Here is a 15,942-nt window from a genome sequence, read left to right on the forward strand (position 1 = left end):
ATCGCGGAGAAAAATCGCCGCGATTTCGATGGCTCCGCGGTGTCATGTTGCGCTGCACTAGCGGATGCGCGAGCTTTGCTTGCGGCGCCCGCCGATGCTGTTCGGCGCCAGCCGACGGTCGCTGATGCGATGCCCCACCCCCTATCGAACGCTCCACCCGTCTGCGAGAGCCACGATGTCTGTTGTAGGAGGGAGCTTTAGCCCCGATGCTTTTCGGACAAATCTCCATGCACCTTCATTCAGAGCTTTGTGATTGAAATCGCATGGCGACCTGCCCGAAAAGCATCGGGGCTAAAGCTCCCTCCCACAACAAACCTCGAAGCGTTCGCGCGAGCACGAAAAAGAACCCCGGCCGAAGCCGGGGTTCTGCTTGCCACATACTGCAAACACAAAGCGCCGAATGAAGGCGCATGGATATCTTCCCGAAAAGCATCGGGGCTAAAGCTCCCTCCCACAACAAACCTCGAAGCGTTCGCGCGAACACGAAAAAAAGAACCCCGGCCGAAGCCGGGGTTCTGCTTGCCACATACTGAAAACACAAAGCGCTGAATGAAGATGCATGGATATCTTCCCGAAAAGCATCGGGGCTGAAGCTGCCTCCCACAACAGACCTCGAAGCGTTCGCGCGAGCACGAAAAAAAGAACCCCGGCCGAAGCCGGGGTTCTGCTTGCTACGTATCGAACCTCATCCGTTCATCGCGATGCGATGACCCAGGTGAAGACGCGCCTGGATCAGAACGTGATGGTCCACTTGTCGATCTTGCCGACATCGCCGCTGGCGTTGTCGTTGACGCGCAGCTTCCAGGTTCCGTTCAAGGCTTCGCTCGACAGGTTCTTGGTGTAGGTCTGATTGATGTTGTCGGCGCTGCCGCCGGTGCGGTTGTGCAGGTTGTAGACCGTGCCGTCCGGCGCGACCAGGTCGACCTTCAGATCGCCCTTGTAGGTGTGGACGATGGTGACCGCGATCGGCGTGCTGCTCGCCCCGTTGCCGCTACGGCCGGACACCACGATCGAGCTTTCCACGGTGGCGTTGTCGCTGATCGCCACGTCGGTCTCGTTGCTGTAGGTCTGCGGGCCGGTGCTGCCGCTCACCGTGACCGACGCGGTCTTGGTATTGGTGGCGCCGTCGTCGTCGGTGACGGTCAGGCTGACGGTGTAGGTGCCGGCGGCGGTGTAGGTCTTGCTCGGGCTGGTCGCGGTCGAAGTCGTGCCGTCGCCGAAGTTCCAACTGCGCGAGGCGATGGTGCCGTCGCTGTCGCTGGAGCTGTCGGTGAAGGCCACCGTCAGGCCGCTGGCGCTGGAGGTGAAGTTCGCGGTCGGCGGATTGTTGACCGGCGGCGTGCCGGTGGAGTCCAGGCCGTCGATGAACTGCGCGCCGGTACCGGACGCATCGAGCCAGTCGCTCAGGCGCGTGGCCGCGGTGCCGCCGCCGGTCCACGAGGTGAACACGCGGCCGTAGTAGTCGCTGCGATCGGCGCCGGTGGCGCTGCAGCTGGACGGGCCGCCGTGCAACTGGCCCAGCACGCGCTTTTCGGGGCTGTAGATCGGCGAACCCGACGAACCCGGCTCGGTCACGCCGCCGCTGGCCTGCCAGAACACGTGCAGATGCGAGGTGCCGGTGGCGCCGTTGTAACCGCTGATTTCGGTGGCGACGGTCGAGTGGCTGATGCGCTTCTCGGCGACGTTGGGATGATGGATCGCGGTGGCGCCGGCGAAGTTCTGGTCGCGGCGGTCCCAACCGGCCCAGAACAGGTTGTAGGCCGGGTTGGCGGCGGTGTTGAGTTCCAGCAGGGTGAAGTCGGACGCGGCGTAGGTCGCGCGCACGACCGCGCCGGTCTGCGACTGCGCGAGCGAGCCGTCGCCGTTGGCGCCGCTGGAGGACGAGCCCGGCGCGCGGCAGGTCGAATTCTGGTAGTTCCAATACACGACCATGCTCGAGGCGATCGCCGCGGTGGTCATGCCGCAATGGTTAGCGGTCAGGAAATACATCTTCTTGTCGTTGGCGGAGTTGTTCACCAGCGAGCCGGTGCACCACATCGTGCCTTGCTTGGAATACGCCGCGACCGAGCGGATCACGTCGCGATGGCCGTTGCCTTCCGGGCACACCACGTCGATGTTGCAGCTGCCCGACACGCCCTTGGCCTGATCCAGCGCGGCGTCGCGCGCGAGCTTGCTGATGCCGACGTAGTCGTGATTGACCTCGCCCAGGCGCAGCTTGAGTTCGCCGGCCTTGGCCCGCGGCACCACCACTTCGATCACCGCTTCATCGCCGATCACCACCGGCGTCCACAGCTGGCCGTCGGCCTGGTTGTCGGCCGAGGTGAAGCTGCGCACGAAGTTGGCGCTGGCGCTGGGGGTCTGGTCGGCCGGATAGATCAACATGCGCGCGCCGGCCGGCAGCTTGAACTGGGTGAAGTGGAAGTTCAGCGTCAGCGCGTTCTTGGATTCGATGCGCGTGCGCCACACCACGTGGTCGGCGTCCAGGTCTTCCCAGGTGCCGGAGGTCAGCGTGTCGATGTTCAGCGGCAGCGCGGTGGCGAAGCGCGGCACTTCGCGGCGCGCGGCGCGCTGTACGTCCTCGGCGCGCAGCTTGGCGACGTCCACCGCCGGCATGCTGCGCAGGGCGATGCGGTCGAGGCGGGAAATGCGCGCGTTGTCGAACGCGGCCGGGCGCAGCGCCGGGCCGGCGATCGCGGTGCCGATCGACAGGGCGAGCAGGCCTAGGGTCAGGGTGAATCGTTTCATGTCTGTCTCCGTCCAGTGGGAATGCAGGCGATGGTTTGCCGCGCATCGGCGTTGCCGCCGATGCGCGGCTTGGTCTTGCCAGGTGCTGCGTGGGCGACGGCCCGCGCCGCCGCAGTCCGGCCCGAGGCGGAACCGGCTGCGACGGCAGGGGCGGCGACGGTCCGCGTCCGGACCGGCGCCTGTCGCCGCGCCCGCCGATGCACGGCGGGACGACACGCGGGTGACGACGCGCTGCGATGAGCGCGTTGGAACTTCAATGACGGCGTGCGCGCACGCGGCTTAGAAGGTGATGCTCCAGGTGTCGATCTTGCCGATGTCCTGCGCGGCGCGATCGGCGGCGCGTAGCTTCCAGCTGCCGTTGAGCGCTTCGCTCGACAGATTGATGGTGAAGGTGCCGCTGACGTTGTCGGCGCTGCCGCCGGTGCGGTTGTGGATGTTGTAGACCGAACCGTCCGGTGCGATCAGATCGACGATCAGATCGCCCTTGTACGGATGCACGATGTTCACCGCGACCTGCGCATTGCTCGGCGCGTTGCCGCTGCGGCCCGACACCGCGATGGTGCTCGACACGCCGGTGGCGTTGTTGTCCGGAATGTTGACGTCGGTGCCGTTGGTGTAGGTCTGCACGCCGCCGGCGCTGACCGTGACCGAGGCGGTCTTGGTGTGGGTCAGGCCGCCGTTGTCGGTGACGGTCAGGGTGACGGTGTAGGTGCCGGCCGCGCTGTAGGTCTTGCTCGGATTGGTCGCGGTCGAAGTGGTGCCGTCGCCGAAGTTCCAGCTGCGCGAGGCGATGCTGCCGTCGCTGTCGGTGGAACTGTCGGTGAAGCTCACCGTCAATCCGCTGGCGCTGGAGCTGAAGTTGGCCACCGGCGCGGTGTTGCCGCCCGGCGCGCCGCGGAACGCGGCGACCGCGGCCTTGGTCTGCACCAGCACGCGCTGGTTGTGGTTCTTGTCGGCCGTGCCCATCGCCACGCCGTTGTAGGTCACGTCCGGGTTCGACCAGTAGTTCAGACGCGGGCAGCCGCCGGTGCAGTTGTAGGCCATGATCGTGCGCCACTTGGCGCCGGTCGCCGGCTCATAGCGATAGCCGTGGCCGTAGGCATAGGGGGTGTTGGTCGGATCGGCGGCCGGATCGTGGCGCGCCGACAGCAGGTGGCCGATTTCGTGCGCGAAGCTGTAGTAACCGGTGGCGCAGTCGTAATGCACGGTGGCGAACGCGGTGGCCGCGGTCGAGCCGATCGAATGGGCCAGGCCGCAGTTGCCGGCGTCGTTGATGATCAGCACGCTGACGTCGGCGGCGTTGGCGTCGCGGCTGGCATGGATGTCGTCCATGTAGCCGTCGCTGGGATTGGAGAAGCGGTCTTCGTCGGTGAAGTGGCCGTCGCCAGCCGAGGTGTATTCGACGGTGCGGTAGTTGGCCAGTTCCAGCTTGATGCCGACGTTGGAGTTGGTATAGCCCTGGTTGCTTTCGGCCACGGCCAGCTCGACCAGCGCCTGCATGTCGCCGCCATACGCGGCGATGGCCTGATTGGTGGCCACGACCTGCACGCGGATGGTCGCGGTGGCGCCCGGATCGATCGCGCTCGGGCCGACCGCGGCGATCGCGGCGCGGGTGGCGGCGCGCATGTCGATCTGCGGCAGATCGGAATCGCGGTAATTGGCCGGGTGATCCGGCGGCATCCTGCTTTCATCGACCTCGATCACCGCATGGCTGCCGTCGGCGAGCGGACGGATGCGATACAGATGGCCATCCACGCGCACGTTGCCGGTGACGCCGTTGCCGCGGCGCACCAGGGCGACCGAGTTGCGTTCGTCGTGGCGCACTTCGCGCGCGTCGTGGCTGGCGGCCTTGGCGTTCTCGCGCAGATGGCCCAGCCACACGGTGCTGCCGCGGCCGGTGTCGCGCGCGCTGTCGAGCACGGCGTTGACCAGGTGCGGGCCCAGGCGCAGTTCGATCTCGCGCGTGTCGGCGCTGACCAGGCTGGCGTCGGCGCGCTTGAGTTGCAGCGATGCGGTGGCCGGCGCGGCGGCCAGGGCTTGCGCGCGGCCGAACGCGGAAGCGCCTTGCGCGGACGCGGTGGCGGCGCGCGCGGGCGTGGCGTCGCCGATGAACAAGGGCTGCGCGGCGAACGCCGGCAGTGCCGCGATACCCGATGCGAATACGACGGCGCGCGCCGCATTCAGACCGCGCGAGCGGCCGGAAGACTTGCTGGACATGATTGAAACCCCCGAGAGTGGAAAGCCGCAAAGCGGCCGAAAGGTGACTCAAGCGGATCTCGAGGGTGAAGCTGACGCAGACTCACCCGCGCAGCGATGCACAGATGGAGCCGATGAGCGTGCGTGCCCTGCCCTTGCGAAGATCCGTTCGCGGGTCGAGGTCGTCGTCTCGCCCGCATCACGACGCTAGCGGCTACAAGCAAGCACCGGCAATGCCATCGGAGTCGATTGAACAGCCTCGTTCGTGATGTTTGTCATGCATCGGCAATCTGCCTTCGCCGTGCCGCTTTCTTCCATGCAATGCATAGAATTCGAAGGAATCGTCTTATTGCGCCGCAACGAAAAAACCCCGGCTTTCGCCGGGGTTCTTAAGGTCGTTGGCGGCGCCGCGCCGGCCGCCGATTTCTGTGTCGCGCATCAACGAATCGATATTGCGCCTTATTTGTCGACCGGCTCGGGGCTGCGAATGATCGGACCGAGCGAGATGTGGTTGTCGGGCTCGATGAACTGCACGTCCGGATCGTCGGCGAAGGTTTCCATCAGCCGCACGGCTTCGGCGCGGTCGAGCGCCGGGCTGACGGCGAACACATCCGCGTTGATGCCCATGCGGTGTTTCCAGGTCAGCTTCAGGCCGCTCTTGTTGGCGAGGCCTGCCTGCTTCGCGGTGCGGTCCAGGCGCGGCTGCACCGCGCCGGTCTGCGTCAGCGGCGCGGTGCCGTCGCGGTACTTGACGATGAACTGGGCGAACGGCCCGGCGCCGACCGGAGCGCCGACCTGGGCGCGGCCCGGCTTGGTCTGGGCGTCGTCGGGCTGGATGTACTGCGGCGGCGCCTGTTCGGCCTGCGCCGGTTGCGATTGCGCCGCGGCGGGCGCGGCGGCCGGGGCCGGCTTGGCGCCGGCGGATTTCGGATCGGAAGGATTGCTGCCGGATGCCATGCAGGCGCTCACTGTGAAGGAAAGCAACAAAGCCGTGGCGGGCAGCCACCGTGCGCGGATCGAGGATGACATGCGGGCACCTCCTGGGATGGAACAGGTTGCAACGTATGCCGGAGCGTAGCGGGGTCGATGCGATGGTGCGAGCACCGAACAGGCTCGGCCTGTTCAGGCTCGCATGATCCGATCCTTTCCCCGCAGATGCGAGAACCCGGCGACGAAACCCTCGCCGGGTTCATGGCGCTGGCCGGGCAGGCGCCGAAACGCACGACCTTCGCGGACTACGGCACCGCGGTTTCGCGCGCTTTGGCCACCGCCGCCGCCGCGTCGATCAACCCCGGACCACAGCCGCCGGGGCAATTCGTCGCGGAGATCGGGCGCGCGCTTTCGGCCAGAATCTTGCGCACTTGTTCGAAGGACTTGGGCGTGGCTGCCGCGGCCTGGATCAAAGCCACGACGCCGACCACATGCGGCGACGCCATCGAGGTGCCATCGTCGTAAGCGTAGTCGTCCCCGCTTACGGTAGAAAGGATGCCTTTCGCGTCGTGCCACTGCGTGCAATCGGACGGCTTGTATGCCCGTCTGGTCAGCGGCAGGAACTCGGTCGCCGGCGAACAGCGTTCGCCACCCGGCGCGGTGATGTCGATACCGGCGCCGTAGTTGGAGTACCACGCGCGCCGCCCGCCCTCGTCGCTGGCCGCCACGGTGATCACGTTTTTGCAACTGGCCGGAGAGAAGTGGCTGACGTCGGTGTTGTTGTTGCCGGCCGCAGCCACCACGATCGTGCCGTTGGCAGTCGCGGTATTGATCGCGGCCTGCCAGGTCGGAGTCTGAGAACAAGGCTCGGCCGTCCCCACGGACAAGTTGATCACGTCCGCGGGATTGGGGTTGGCCGGCACGCCCGACACCCTGCCGCCCGAGGCCCAGACGATGCCGTCGGCCAAGTCGGAGGTGAAACCGGCGATTCCGCTACCCACGACCCGGACCGGAACGATCCTGGCGCCCGACGCCACGCCCGCCACGCCGAGGCCGTTGCCGGTCGCCGCGGCGACCGTGCCGGCCACATGGGTGCCGTGAACGAGGTTGAGCGAGTCGGTCGGATTGGAATCGCGCCCGTCGCCGTCGCCCGAACTGCGCGCACCGAGCATGTCGTACCCCGGAAGCACGTTGGCGTTCAGATCGGGATGCGAAAGAATGCCGGTATCGATCACCGCCACCACCGCGCCGCTGCCGTCGCCGCTGTCCCAGGCGGCCGGAGCGCGCAGGCCGACAGCGCTATCGGCCAGATCCCATTGCAGGCCGAAATGCGTGTCGTTCGGTAACGCGGTGGCCTCCACGCGCAGATCCGGCTGCACCCATTCGACCTCGGGATCGGATGCGATGGCTTGCATCAAGGTCCGCGCCTGCTCGCGATTCAAGGCGATGTCGCTGACCACCACGTCGCTGCCGATGGCCATACGCCGCAGCCGCTTGAGCGTCGGCATGTGTTTTCCGGCGCCGTCGGCCTTCACCGAGAGCGCGGCGCGGTGCAACGAAGCATCCAGCGCGGCGGCGTTAAGCGCGGCGGCGCTGCCGCGCTTGTACTGGACGATCAGCCGGTCGTAGGTGTCGCCGTCTCGCAGGCCGGATGCATAGGCCTGCCCGGCGCAGGCCGGCGCGCAGACCAAGCCGCTCAACGCAAGTAAAGCCACCGCCGCGAACGAATGCGCGCGCCGATTGGGATTTGACCGATATTTCATGAAGTGCCCCCTGATTGATTGCCGCATGGCGGCGAAGTGCCATGTTCCCGCTGTCGGCCGCTTGCCGCACGGCCGATGGGAACGTCTGTCTCGGGCGACAACGCGTGTCGCCCCCTTGCATCGACGATAACCAGGGGAAATTTTTGGCAAGCGCTCCCCGATGGCGAAATCGCGACGAAAACCATGTTTCGATCACCTATCGCAGTATCGTCCGGCAGAGGATTGGCCGAACGAAAAACAAGCAAGCATTCCCACTCAGACCCGTCTGATTTTCGACACAGACGCCGCTCGACACACCCGCGGAGTGGTGTCGGGACTGTTGCAACGGTGGAGTGCAGCAGGCGCAGGGCCGAACAACGACTTGGTTGCGTTGACCGCATCGACCACCGCCTTGGCGTTGACGATTTCCGCGACGCGTGGCCATCGCCTCGCCTTTCACGCCCGGCGGCGCGCGCGATGTCCGCGCGCCGCCGAACGTCTTCGTGCAACGGAAACTTACTGCCCGTTCTTAGCCGCGTTGACCGCCGCGTTCGCATCGACGATGCCGGCGCCGATCGGCTTGTCGGGCTTGGACGGGAACGCACGCGCGGTGCGCTTGAGCAGGGCGCGCATCTGCTCCTGGGTCAGCGGCGTCGGCGCCACCGACTGCACCAGCGCGGCGACGCCGGCGACGTGCGGCGAAGCCATCGAGGTGCCGCTCATGGTCTTGTAGGTTTCCGTAGACGGTCCCTGGCTGCCACTGTTGATGGTCGACATGATGTCCGAGCCCGGCGCGGCGATATCGGTCCCGGCGCCGTAATTGGAGAAGCTCGAACGCGCGCCGCTTGAGGTGATCGAGGCCACCGAAATGACCGTGCCGCAGTTGGTATTGGTATAGCCCACCACCTGGCCGTCGGCATTCTTGGCGGTAAGCGAATCGGCTTTGCTATTGCCGGCCGCGACCACCACGATGCTGCCGCGCGCGACCGCTCCGGCCAGCGCATCCTTGTAGATCTGCGGACATGCGACCGGGGCTTTACTGCCCAGGCTCATGTTGATCACATCGGCCGGGTTGGGATTGGCCGGGACGCCGGGCACGCTGCCGCCGGACGCCCAGGTGATCGCATCGGCGATATCGGAGCTATAGCCGCCGCACCTGCCCAGCACGCGCACCGGCACGATCTTGGCGGCGGGCGCGGTGCCGGCCACGCCCTTGGCGTTGTTGGTCAACGCCGCGACGGTGCCGCTGACATGAGTGCCATGCCAAGTCGAAGAACCGTAGCCGCAGTACTTGTTCACCGCGGCGTTGGAAAAGTACTCGCTGATGCTGATCCCGTCGCCCGGATCGGCCGGATTGGCGTCGCGCCCGTTGCCATCGTTGGCGATGTAGTAGGGGCTCGGCAAGCCATCGGCCGGATTATCACCGCTGATCATGTCGTAACCGGCGATCACATTGGCGTTGAGGTCGCTGTGATTGACGATGCCGGTATCGATCACCGCCACCACCGCGCCCTCGCCCTTGGTCACGTCCCAGGCCTGGGTGGCGCGGATGCCGCCGGCGCCGGTGCCGAAACCGTACTGATCCTTGAACTGGGTATCGTTGGGAGTGAAATACGGCACCATGCGGATGTCGTTGCTCACCGCCAGCACATTCGGATCGGCGGCGATCTGGCGCATCAGCGTGACCGCTTCGACGCGGCTCAGCGGGCGATTGCTGAGCACCACGTCGGCGCCGCCGGAGGTGCGGCGCAGGCGCTTGAGTTGCACCGCGTGCTTGCCTCCGCCGAGGCGGTTGCTGGTCGCGCTCGCGGCCGCGCCGATCGCCTGGTTGAAGCTGCCGCTGTCGCGGCGCGGCGCGGTGCCGGGCTTGTAGGTCACCAGCAGGCGGCCGAAGCTCTGGCTGCCATCGGCGTCGAGGCTGCGCAGATCGGCGCGATCGGCGGCGGATGCGGAACCTGCGCCGAGCGCGAGCATCGTGGCGACGGCGAGTGCATTGAACGTATTGGAACGGGTGGACATCGGTGGTAACCCCTGAGTGTCATGAGTCGCGACAGCGACGAAGGAGCGGATGCGCGCGACTGTCAACGCAAGCCCGCTCTTGGACGATGCATGGTCACCACGTTTGCCGGTGGCCCTGCAACACCAAAGCTAATCCGTGCACCGATCCGATACAGACGTATCGATATCGCCGCGCACCGGCCAAATGCTAAACAGATCACGCATCGCCGGAATTAGGACAAGTCCTAATTTCATCCGCGCCGGAGCGTCGGCGGCGATCTCGATCGGCGCCGATCGTCAGCGTCCGCATCGGCGCCAAGACCGACCGACACGCATGGGCAAGCTGCCCGCGGACACGAAGGCAGCGATGCTCTCGACGCCGATCGCCATCGCGGCATCGGCTCGGGCCGCTTTCCCGCGATGCGCGAAAAAAAAACGCGACTTCGATCGCAGGCATTGCCCGGACCCAACCGACGGCGGGCGTTTTGCGCTCGGGCCATACCGGAATTCATACGAACCACCTGCGAACGCGAGGCCGTGCGCACCCAAAAAAAAACGACGGCCGGATCCTGCATCCGGCCGTCGCCCTGCCCATCGCGCTCGGCGACGCGCGATACCCGCGCGCGCCGCCGAACGCTTTCACCACGACTTACTTCACCGCCGCGGCAACCGCCGCCGCCGCATCGACGAGGCCGGCGCCGCAACCCTTCGAGCACTTGCTGAGCGGGATCGGCCGCGCGCTGCTCTTCAGGATCTGCTCGACCTGCGCCGGAGTCTTCGTCGGCGCGGCCGAGAGGATCAACGCCGCGACGCCGGCCACATGCGGCGTGGCCACCGAGGTGCCAACTCTCGACTTGATGCCGTTGTAGGCATCCGTGGAGGGCACGCCTGCGGCGGAGAGGCCCTGCTCGCCGCCCGGCGCGGTGACGTCGACGGTCGCGCCCGCCGCAGAGTAGGACGCGAGCGAACCGCTCTTGTTGCTGGCGGCGACCGAAATCACGTTGTTGCAGCCAGCGGGCGTGACCGTCGCGACATCTTCGTTGTTGTTACCTCCTGCAGCAACGACAACAGCCCCGTTCGCCACCGCGGCGTTGATCGCGGACACCCACCCCGGGGAATCGTTGCATAGGGCCTTCAATGGGGCGCCGAGCGACAGATTGATGACCTTGGCCGGATTGGCGTTGGCCGGCACGCCCGCGACACTGCCGCCGGAGGCCCAGACGATCGCATCGAAAATGTCGGACTCCGTACCGGCTTTTTGCTTACCCAGCACGCGAATCGGCAAAATTTTTGCGCCGTAGGCCACGCCCGCCACGCCGGTACCGTTGTTGGTCAACGCGCCGACGATACCGGCGACATGGGTACCATGCCCAATCTTCGCCGAATCGTCCGGATTGGCGTCGCGGCCATCGCCATCCTCGGGGGCGCCACAACCTAGAGACATGCCCATCGTGCTGCAGTCGGCATCGGGCAGGCCGGTAACTGAGCTGATGAAGTCGTACCCCGGCAAGACGTTGGCGTTGAGGTCGGTATGCGAGTAGATGCCGCTGTCGATCACCGCGACCACCACGCCGCTGCCGTTGCTGGTGTTCCAGGCGGTGGGCGCCTGCAGACCGGCCGCAGTGTCCGCCAGGTTCCATTGCGAGGAAAATTTGCTGTCGTTCGGGATTTCCAAGCCCCGCAAGACGCCGTCGCGCTGGACGAATTCGACGTTCGGGTCGGCGGCGATCTGGCGCATCAGCGCCGCGGCATCGGCGCGATTGAGCGGCACATCGGTGGCGACCACCCGTCCGCCCTGCAGGATCATCTGGCGCAACGCCCGCAGGCCCGGCTTGCCGCCTTTGCCCGACGACAAGGCCGTGCGCGAAGCGGCCGAGTCGAGCGAGGCCCTCATCGCGGCCGGGCTGGACGCGGGCGCACTGCCGCTGCGGTATTTGACGATGAACTGGTTATTGCCCTCGGCGTTGAGACTGTCGAGATACGCATGACCGGCGAACGCCGGTGCGGACAGGCCGGCCAGCGCGATAGTGGCGGCGGCGGACAGCGTGTTGAAGCGCTTGGTGCGTGTGGACATCGGTGGAGCCCCCTGGGTGTCATAGGCCGCGATAGCGGTGGCGGAGCGGATGCGACCGTGCGAAACATTCCGCACGGCAACGATCCGGGTACGGTGCCGGCCACGATGGCGACGGTGGCTCGACGCTGTCACGCTGGCGCGACCGAAGACCCAATCACGATGTGATCGATGTCGCGACGCGTTGACCAAGTGATAACCCGATCGCCCATCATTTGGATTAGGACAAGTCCTAAATCATGGATGCCGATCGCCCCGGCGATGCGTGCCGATCCGCTGCCCGTTCGCGCCGGACATCCGCTCATCGCATCGAGGTCATGCAAACGGATCTGCGGACTCCGGGCTCGGCCGGGGCCCGGGTCCGTCCTCCAACACCACGCTGGAAACCATGCTTGATGGGTGCCGTCTCGCCGCCTTCGCCGCGGCCATCGCACCATCGCGACCGATGCGACGACGGGTTCCCCGGACTTCCAGCCGCAGCCGCAAGTCCGGGCCCGTCTCCCCATCAGAGTTTTCGCGGCCTCGCGCGCGGCGATTCGATCAATACCAATCGCTTCGGTCCGGCCTCGCCGCAACCTATGCCTTGTGGTTGGGCAGCACGTATTCGATTTGCGGATCATTGGCCAGACACCGCATCAGGGCCAGCGCTTCGGCGCGATCGAGCGGGCGATCGGCGCGGATCAGATCGGCGCCGGTTGCGAGACGGCGCACGCGGCGCAGACCGGCGGCCTGGACGAAGCCGGCTTCGGCATCCTGCAAGGCGCGGTGCAGGCGGTCGATGTCGCGGCGCGCGTGGCGGCCGCCGCGGTACTTCACGATGAACTCTTGCATGGTCTGGCCGCGCGAAGCCGCCGCATCGTCCACGCCCGCGCGGGGTATCGCGACCGTATCGCCGCCGCTCAGTGCGGCGGCGGCGATCGTGGAGATCGCCGCGGACAACACAGGCCCGCGGGAACAAGGCGATGAACGGACCGGCATGGTTTCGATTCCGGAAGCGGCCGCGTCGGCGGCGATGCACTCCGCGCCTCGGCGCTGGAAGTGTGCTGCGGATGGAAATCCTGGCTGCCACCCTCGGAATTCAAGTTACCCAGCGCGTCGCGGCGGAACCATCAGACGCGTCTGAAAGCACGTTAATAGCGCCGGATATCGGCATGTCCGGGATCGATTTCGTTTACCGATATGCGCCGCGCACCGGTTGCGAAGCCGCGAGTACGGCTGCCTTGGCTCAATGCCAGGCGGGAAAAAAAGCGACCGACTCGATGCACCCTTTGGCCTTGAACGAACCAAAATGGAATCGATGTGCAAACACACAAGAAACTTCTCGGCGATCGCATTTGGCTCGCCGGCCCGACGACCGCGCGGTGGTTACCCGGAATACGACAGGCCGAGTGGGCCGACCTGCTCAGCGCGATTTGACGAGCACGTACTCGCTTCGCTGCTTGCCACCGTTCTCCAGCTTTGCGCATAGGCGGCCGCCGCACAAAGTCACGTCTGCCTGGTTGTAGGCTTTCAGCAGATCGGCGGAAATCTGATTCCTGCGAATCTCGTCGTAGTAGTGCTTCGACAGCCAGGCGCCGCCTGACAAGAGCAGCACCAGGCTGCCCAGCGTGATGCCGGCGACCTTCCATACCAGTTGCTTGTGCAATCGCTCCATGCGCTGAAGCTGCATCGCCAGCGCCTGCGATCCGCTTTGCAGTAATCCGCCCGCTTCGTGCAGCCGCTGTTCGTAGGCGGCAACCGGCTGTTCGATCCCGTCCCGAACGCTGCCCATCACTTCGCCGGGGATACGCCGCATCTGCTCGTCCGCCGATTGCCGCACCATGCCGGGGACTTGCTGCGTGAGTTGCCGCAGTTCCCGGTCGGTCTGCTCGCAGCGTCGGTCGAACTGCTCCACCAGGGCGGCGATCTTGCTGACCAAAATCGTGGCGGCTTCCTCATTCATATCTCCCCCAGTTCCGTACCGTTCTCCAAGCCTGTCAGCGATGCATCCGCATGACCGGCGCTTCCATGTGTTGAGCGCGCTGCTGATCCATCTGTTGCTGCGCGGCCAATTGTTCCTGTCTGTCCACCGTGGCGACCGCTTCGGCGCGTATCTGCCGGCCCGGCGGCAGGTCGGCCAAGGTCTGGGTCATCTTGCGGAAGGCGGCATCGTCGCCCGACTGCGCCGCAGCCAGCATCCGATCCAGATATGCGCAGAAGTCTTTCGTGGGCGAAAGCTCCTGCTGCGCGTTGGGCGCGCGAGCAGGGACACCATCGTTCGGCTCATGGCCATCCCTGGATTTTCCGGGAGACAAACCCGGAGCCGCGGGGACATGCTGATGGCTGTTCTGAGTCCCGGGCGGCGTATTGGTATGGTCGAAATGATGCAGGGCCGGCGGCGATTGGCTTGTGTCGTAGTAGGACTGCGGCGTGCCGGGGTTGGTGGTGAGCGTAATGCCGTTGCGCTCCATCAGATCCTCGCGCAACCCAAGCCGTCCCATGTCGATCTGCATCTGCGGCGCCACGCCGTTGACCGGGTGCGCATGGGCGCGTTCGCTGGTGATGATGTTGGTTATCGCATTCGCGCCGTAGTAGTTGGGGTAGTCGGAGTCGCCGTGATGGCCGATGCCGGTGGTTTGGTGGCGTGTGAATCCCGGGGTGCCTACCGGCGGCTTATTGAAGTAGTTCTGACCCATCTTCGCCACGTTCGCGGGGGTCATCGATAGGGTGGCGTCGGGATTGAAGGTCAGTCCGGGGCGGGCTTGAGCTTGGCCAGTCGCTGAATTTTTTTCGACAAAATCCAAAACTCGCAAAGTCCGATCCTGCTGGTTGGGGTTGATAGCCAGCGCCCTCATTTCAGTGAGATTCGCGGCGGGATTGCTCTGTTGCTCGCGACTTAGAAGAGCGTTCCAACCGGCGATCTGCGCCTTGGCCTCATCCTCTCGCCCCGCCTGAATCACACTGCCGATGGGTGCGGTGTAGTCGTTGACCGGATTGTTGTCTCGCGCGATCTGCCTAGCTTGGTTATACGCATTGCTGGTGGCGATTTTCTTGTCGGTAGCATTGAAGCCGTGCTGGATTTCATGCCCCAATACGAAGGTGAGGTCTGCCGAACCGAAGCTGGCGGGTGGCACGGCCAGGCTGCTCGGCGGCAGGCTCATGGTGTGGTTCGTTGAGTTGTAGGTACCGCCTGCCACCGTGCCGCTGAGCGAGGCGAAGTGCTGCAAGGGCGCGGCTTGCCCATGCCCCGGCGGCGTGACGGCCCGCTTTATTTCGGCGGCCAGCACGGGCGATCCGTTGATGGTGGATTGCAGGTTGGTCACCATGTCCTGCGTCACCGGCCGGGTGGCGTTGGCGGCATCCACGTAACTGGTGTGGGCGAAGCGCACGGACATGTCTTGCACGCGCAGTGCGGCGGTGAGGTCCGCGCTAGCCGCAGTTCCTGTCGGCTGGAAGCTGGTGGCGGGCAGCGTGACCACGCCTGAGGCCATGTCGTAGGTGCCCACCAGATTCGCAGCCGCGCCAACCTGCGACAACGAAAAGCCCTTGAGTTGGCCACTGGCCGCATCTTGGTTCAGGTGTTGTAGTAGGCTGGCATTCTGAGTGATGGCCGCACGTAGTTGCGCTTCCTGATCAGGCGTGATGCCAGATTGCGCGGCAAATTGGGCGATGGCAGCCTGAAGTTGAGCATTGGGGTTGGCCATGGTTTAGCCCCCTCCGCCCACGCTGATGGATTCCACACAGGCATGATGTAGCTTGTCGTCCGGTGCATTGGCTTCGCGACGCTCGCGAATCATTACTCCGATGTTGCCACGAGAGAAAAAGTAACCAGGCAGCCGGAAGAATCGGCGTTCCTCCAATGTGCCGTCTGCATTCATAGGAGGCATTGGAGAATCGTATTGCGCCAAGTCTTCGCGCTTCACGAACCCCATCTTCTTCAGCTCCGTCACATAGGCCTTGAAGTCCATTCCGCATACCGGCGCCATATCGGCCAGGCCATTCTCGCGCTCTTCATCCTGCGCTTGGTTGATGAAGTTATATACGGCATGCCTTCTCTCTGGAACTTTTGGATTGTCGTAGTAAGACAGGCCGTAGTACCAGCCCGATTCCGGCAAATGAATTGTAAAAAAACCCCCATGAGTCTCTGGCGATGGGGTCAGGCGCAATCGCATCACCTCTTGCAAGCGCTCGACTGACAGTTCATCAAACGACTTCAGACCGTCGATCAACTTCAAGAACCGCCGCCCCACTTCCTCCGGCGTCAATTCCGGGAATTCTTCC

At 65.3% G+C, this 15,942-nt stretch carries 9 protein-coding genes and 2 pseudogenes; all 11 read right to left on the bottom strand.

From position 1 onward, the window contains the following. Positions 1-732: 732 nt before the first annotated feature. On the bottom strand, positions 733-2,745 hold the full coding sequence (locus tag AB4Y92_RS24550) for a proprotein convertase P-domain-containing protein (protein WP_441822005.1): 2,013 nt from the start codon (positions 2,743-2,745) through the stop codon (positions 733-735). A gap of 279 nt (positions 2,746-3,024) precedes the next feature. Then, positions 3,025-3,612 (bottom strand): proprotein convertase P-domain-containing protein, encoded by a 588-nt coding sequence (locus tag AB4Y92_RS24555; RefSeq protein ID WP_441822013.1) that lies wholly within the window; start codon positions 3,610-3,612, stop codon positions 3,025-3,027. 27 nt (positions 3,613-3,639) lie between these two features. After that, positions 3,640-4,962: pseudogene (locus AB4Y92_RS24560) on the bottom strand (M12 family metallo-peptidase); the annotation flags it as partial. A 438-nt stretch (positions 4,963-5,400) separates the two neighbouring features. After that, entirely contained in the window at positions 5,401-5,898 is a 498-nt protein-coding gene (locus tag AB4Y92_RS24565) for a hypothetical protein (RefSeq protein ID WP_441822006.1), read from the bottom strand. Positions 5,899-6,176: 278 nt separating this feature from the next. Beyond that, on the bottom strand, positions 6,177-7,634 hold the full coding sequence (locus AB4Y92_RS24570; RefSeq protein WP_441822007.1) for a S8 family serine peptidase: 1,458 nt from the start codon (positions 7,632-7,634) through the stop codon (positions 6,177-6,179). Between the two features lie 495 nt (positions 7,635-8,129). Further along, positions 8,130-9,632 carry a S8 family peptidase gene (locus AB4Y92_RS24575; RefSeq protein ID WP_441822008.1) on the bottom strand — a complete coding sequence of 501 codons (1,503 nt, stop codon included), beginning with the start codon at positions 9,630-9,632 and terminating at the stop codon, positions 8,130-8,132. 628 nt (positions 9,633-10,260) lie between these two features. Further along, entirely contained in the window at positions 10,261-11,760 is a 1,500-nt protein-coding gene (locus AB4Y92_RS24580) for a S8 family serine peptidase (protein WP_441822009.1), read from the bottom strand. Positions 11,761-12,258: 498 nt separating this feature from the next. Next, the gene (locus tag AB4Y92_RS24585) at positions 12,259-12,660 is read right to left on the bottom strand and encodes a hypothetical protein (protein ID WP_441822010.1); all 402 of its coding nucleotides are present in this window, start codon (positions 12,658-12,660) and stop codon (positions 12,259-12,261) included. A 424-nt stretch (positions 12,661-13,084) separates the two neighbouring features. After that, complete coding sequence (locus AB4Y92_RS24590) at positions 13,085-13,624, bottom strand: relaxation protein (protein WP_441822011.1); 540 nt, start codon at positions 13,622-13,624, stop codon at positions 13,085-13,087. A gap of 34 nt (positions 13,625-13,658) precedes the next feature. After that, on the bottom strand, positions 13,659-15,365 hold the full coding sequence (locus tag AB4Y92_RS24595) for an XVIPCD domain-containing protein (protein ID WP_441822012.1): 1,707 nt from the start codon (positions 15,363-15,365) through the stop codon (positions 13,659-13,661). A gap of 3 nt (positions 15,366-15,368) precedes the next feature. Then, positions 15,369-15,942, bottom strand: a pseudogene (locus tag AB4Y92_RS24600) (hypothetical protein); the annotation flags it as partial.

The sequence above is a fragment of the Lysobacter sp. TAB13 genome (genome assembly GCF_052113885.1).
Taxonomy (GTDB): Bacteria; Pseudomonadota; Gammaproteobacteria; order Xanthomonadales; family Xanthomonadaceae; genus Lysobacter; species Lysobacter gummosus.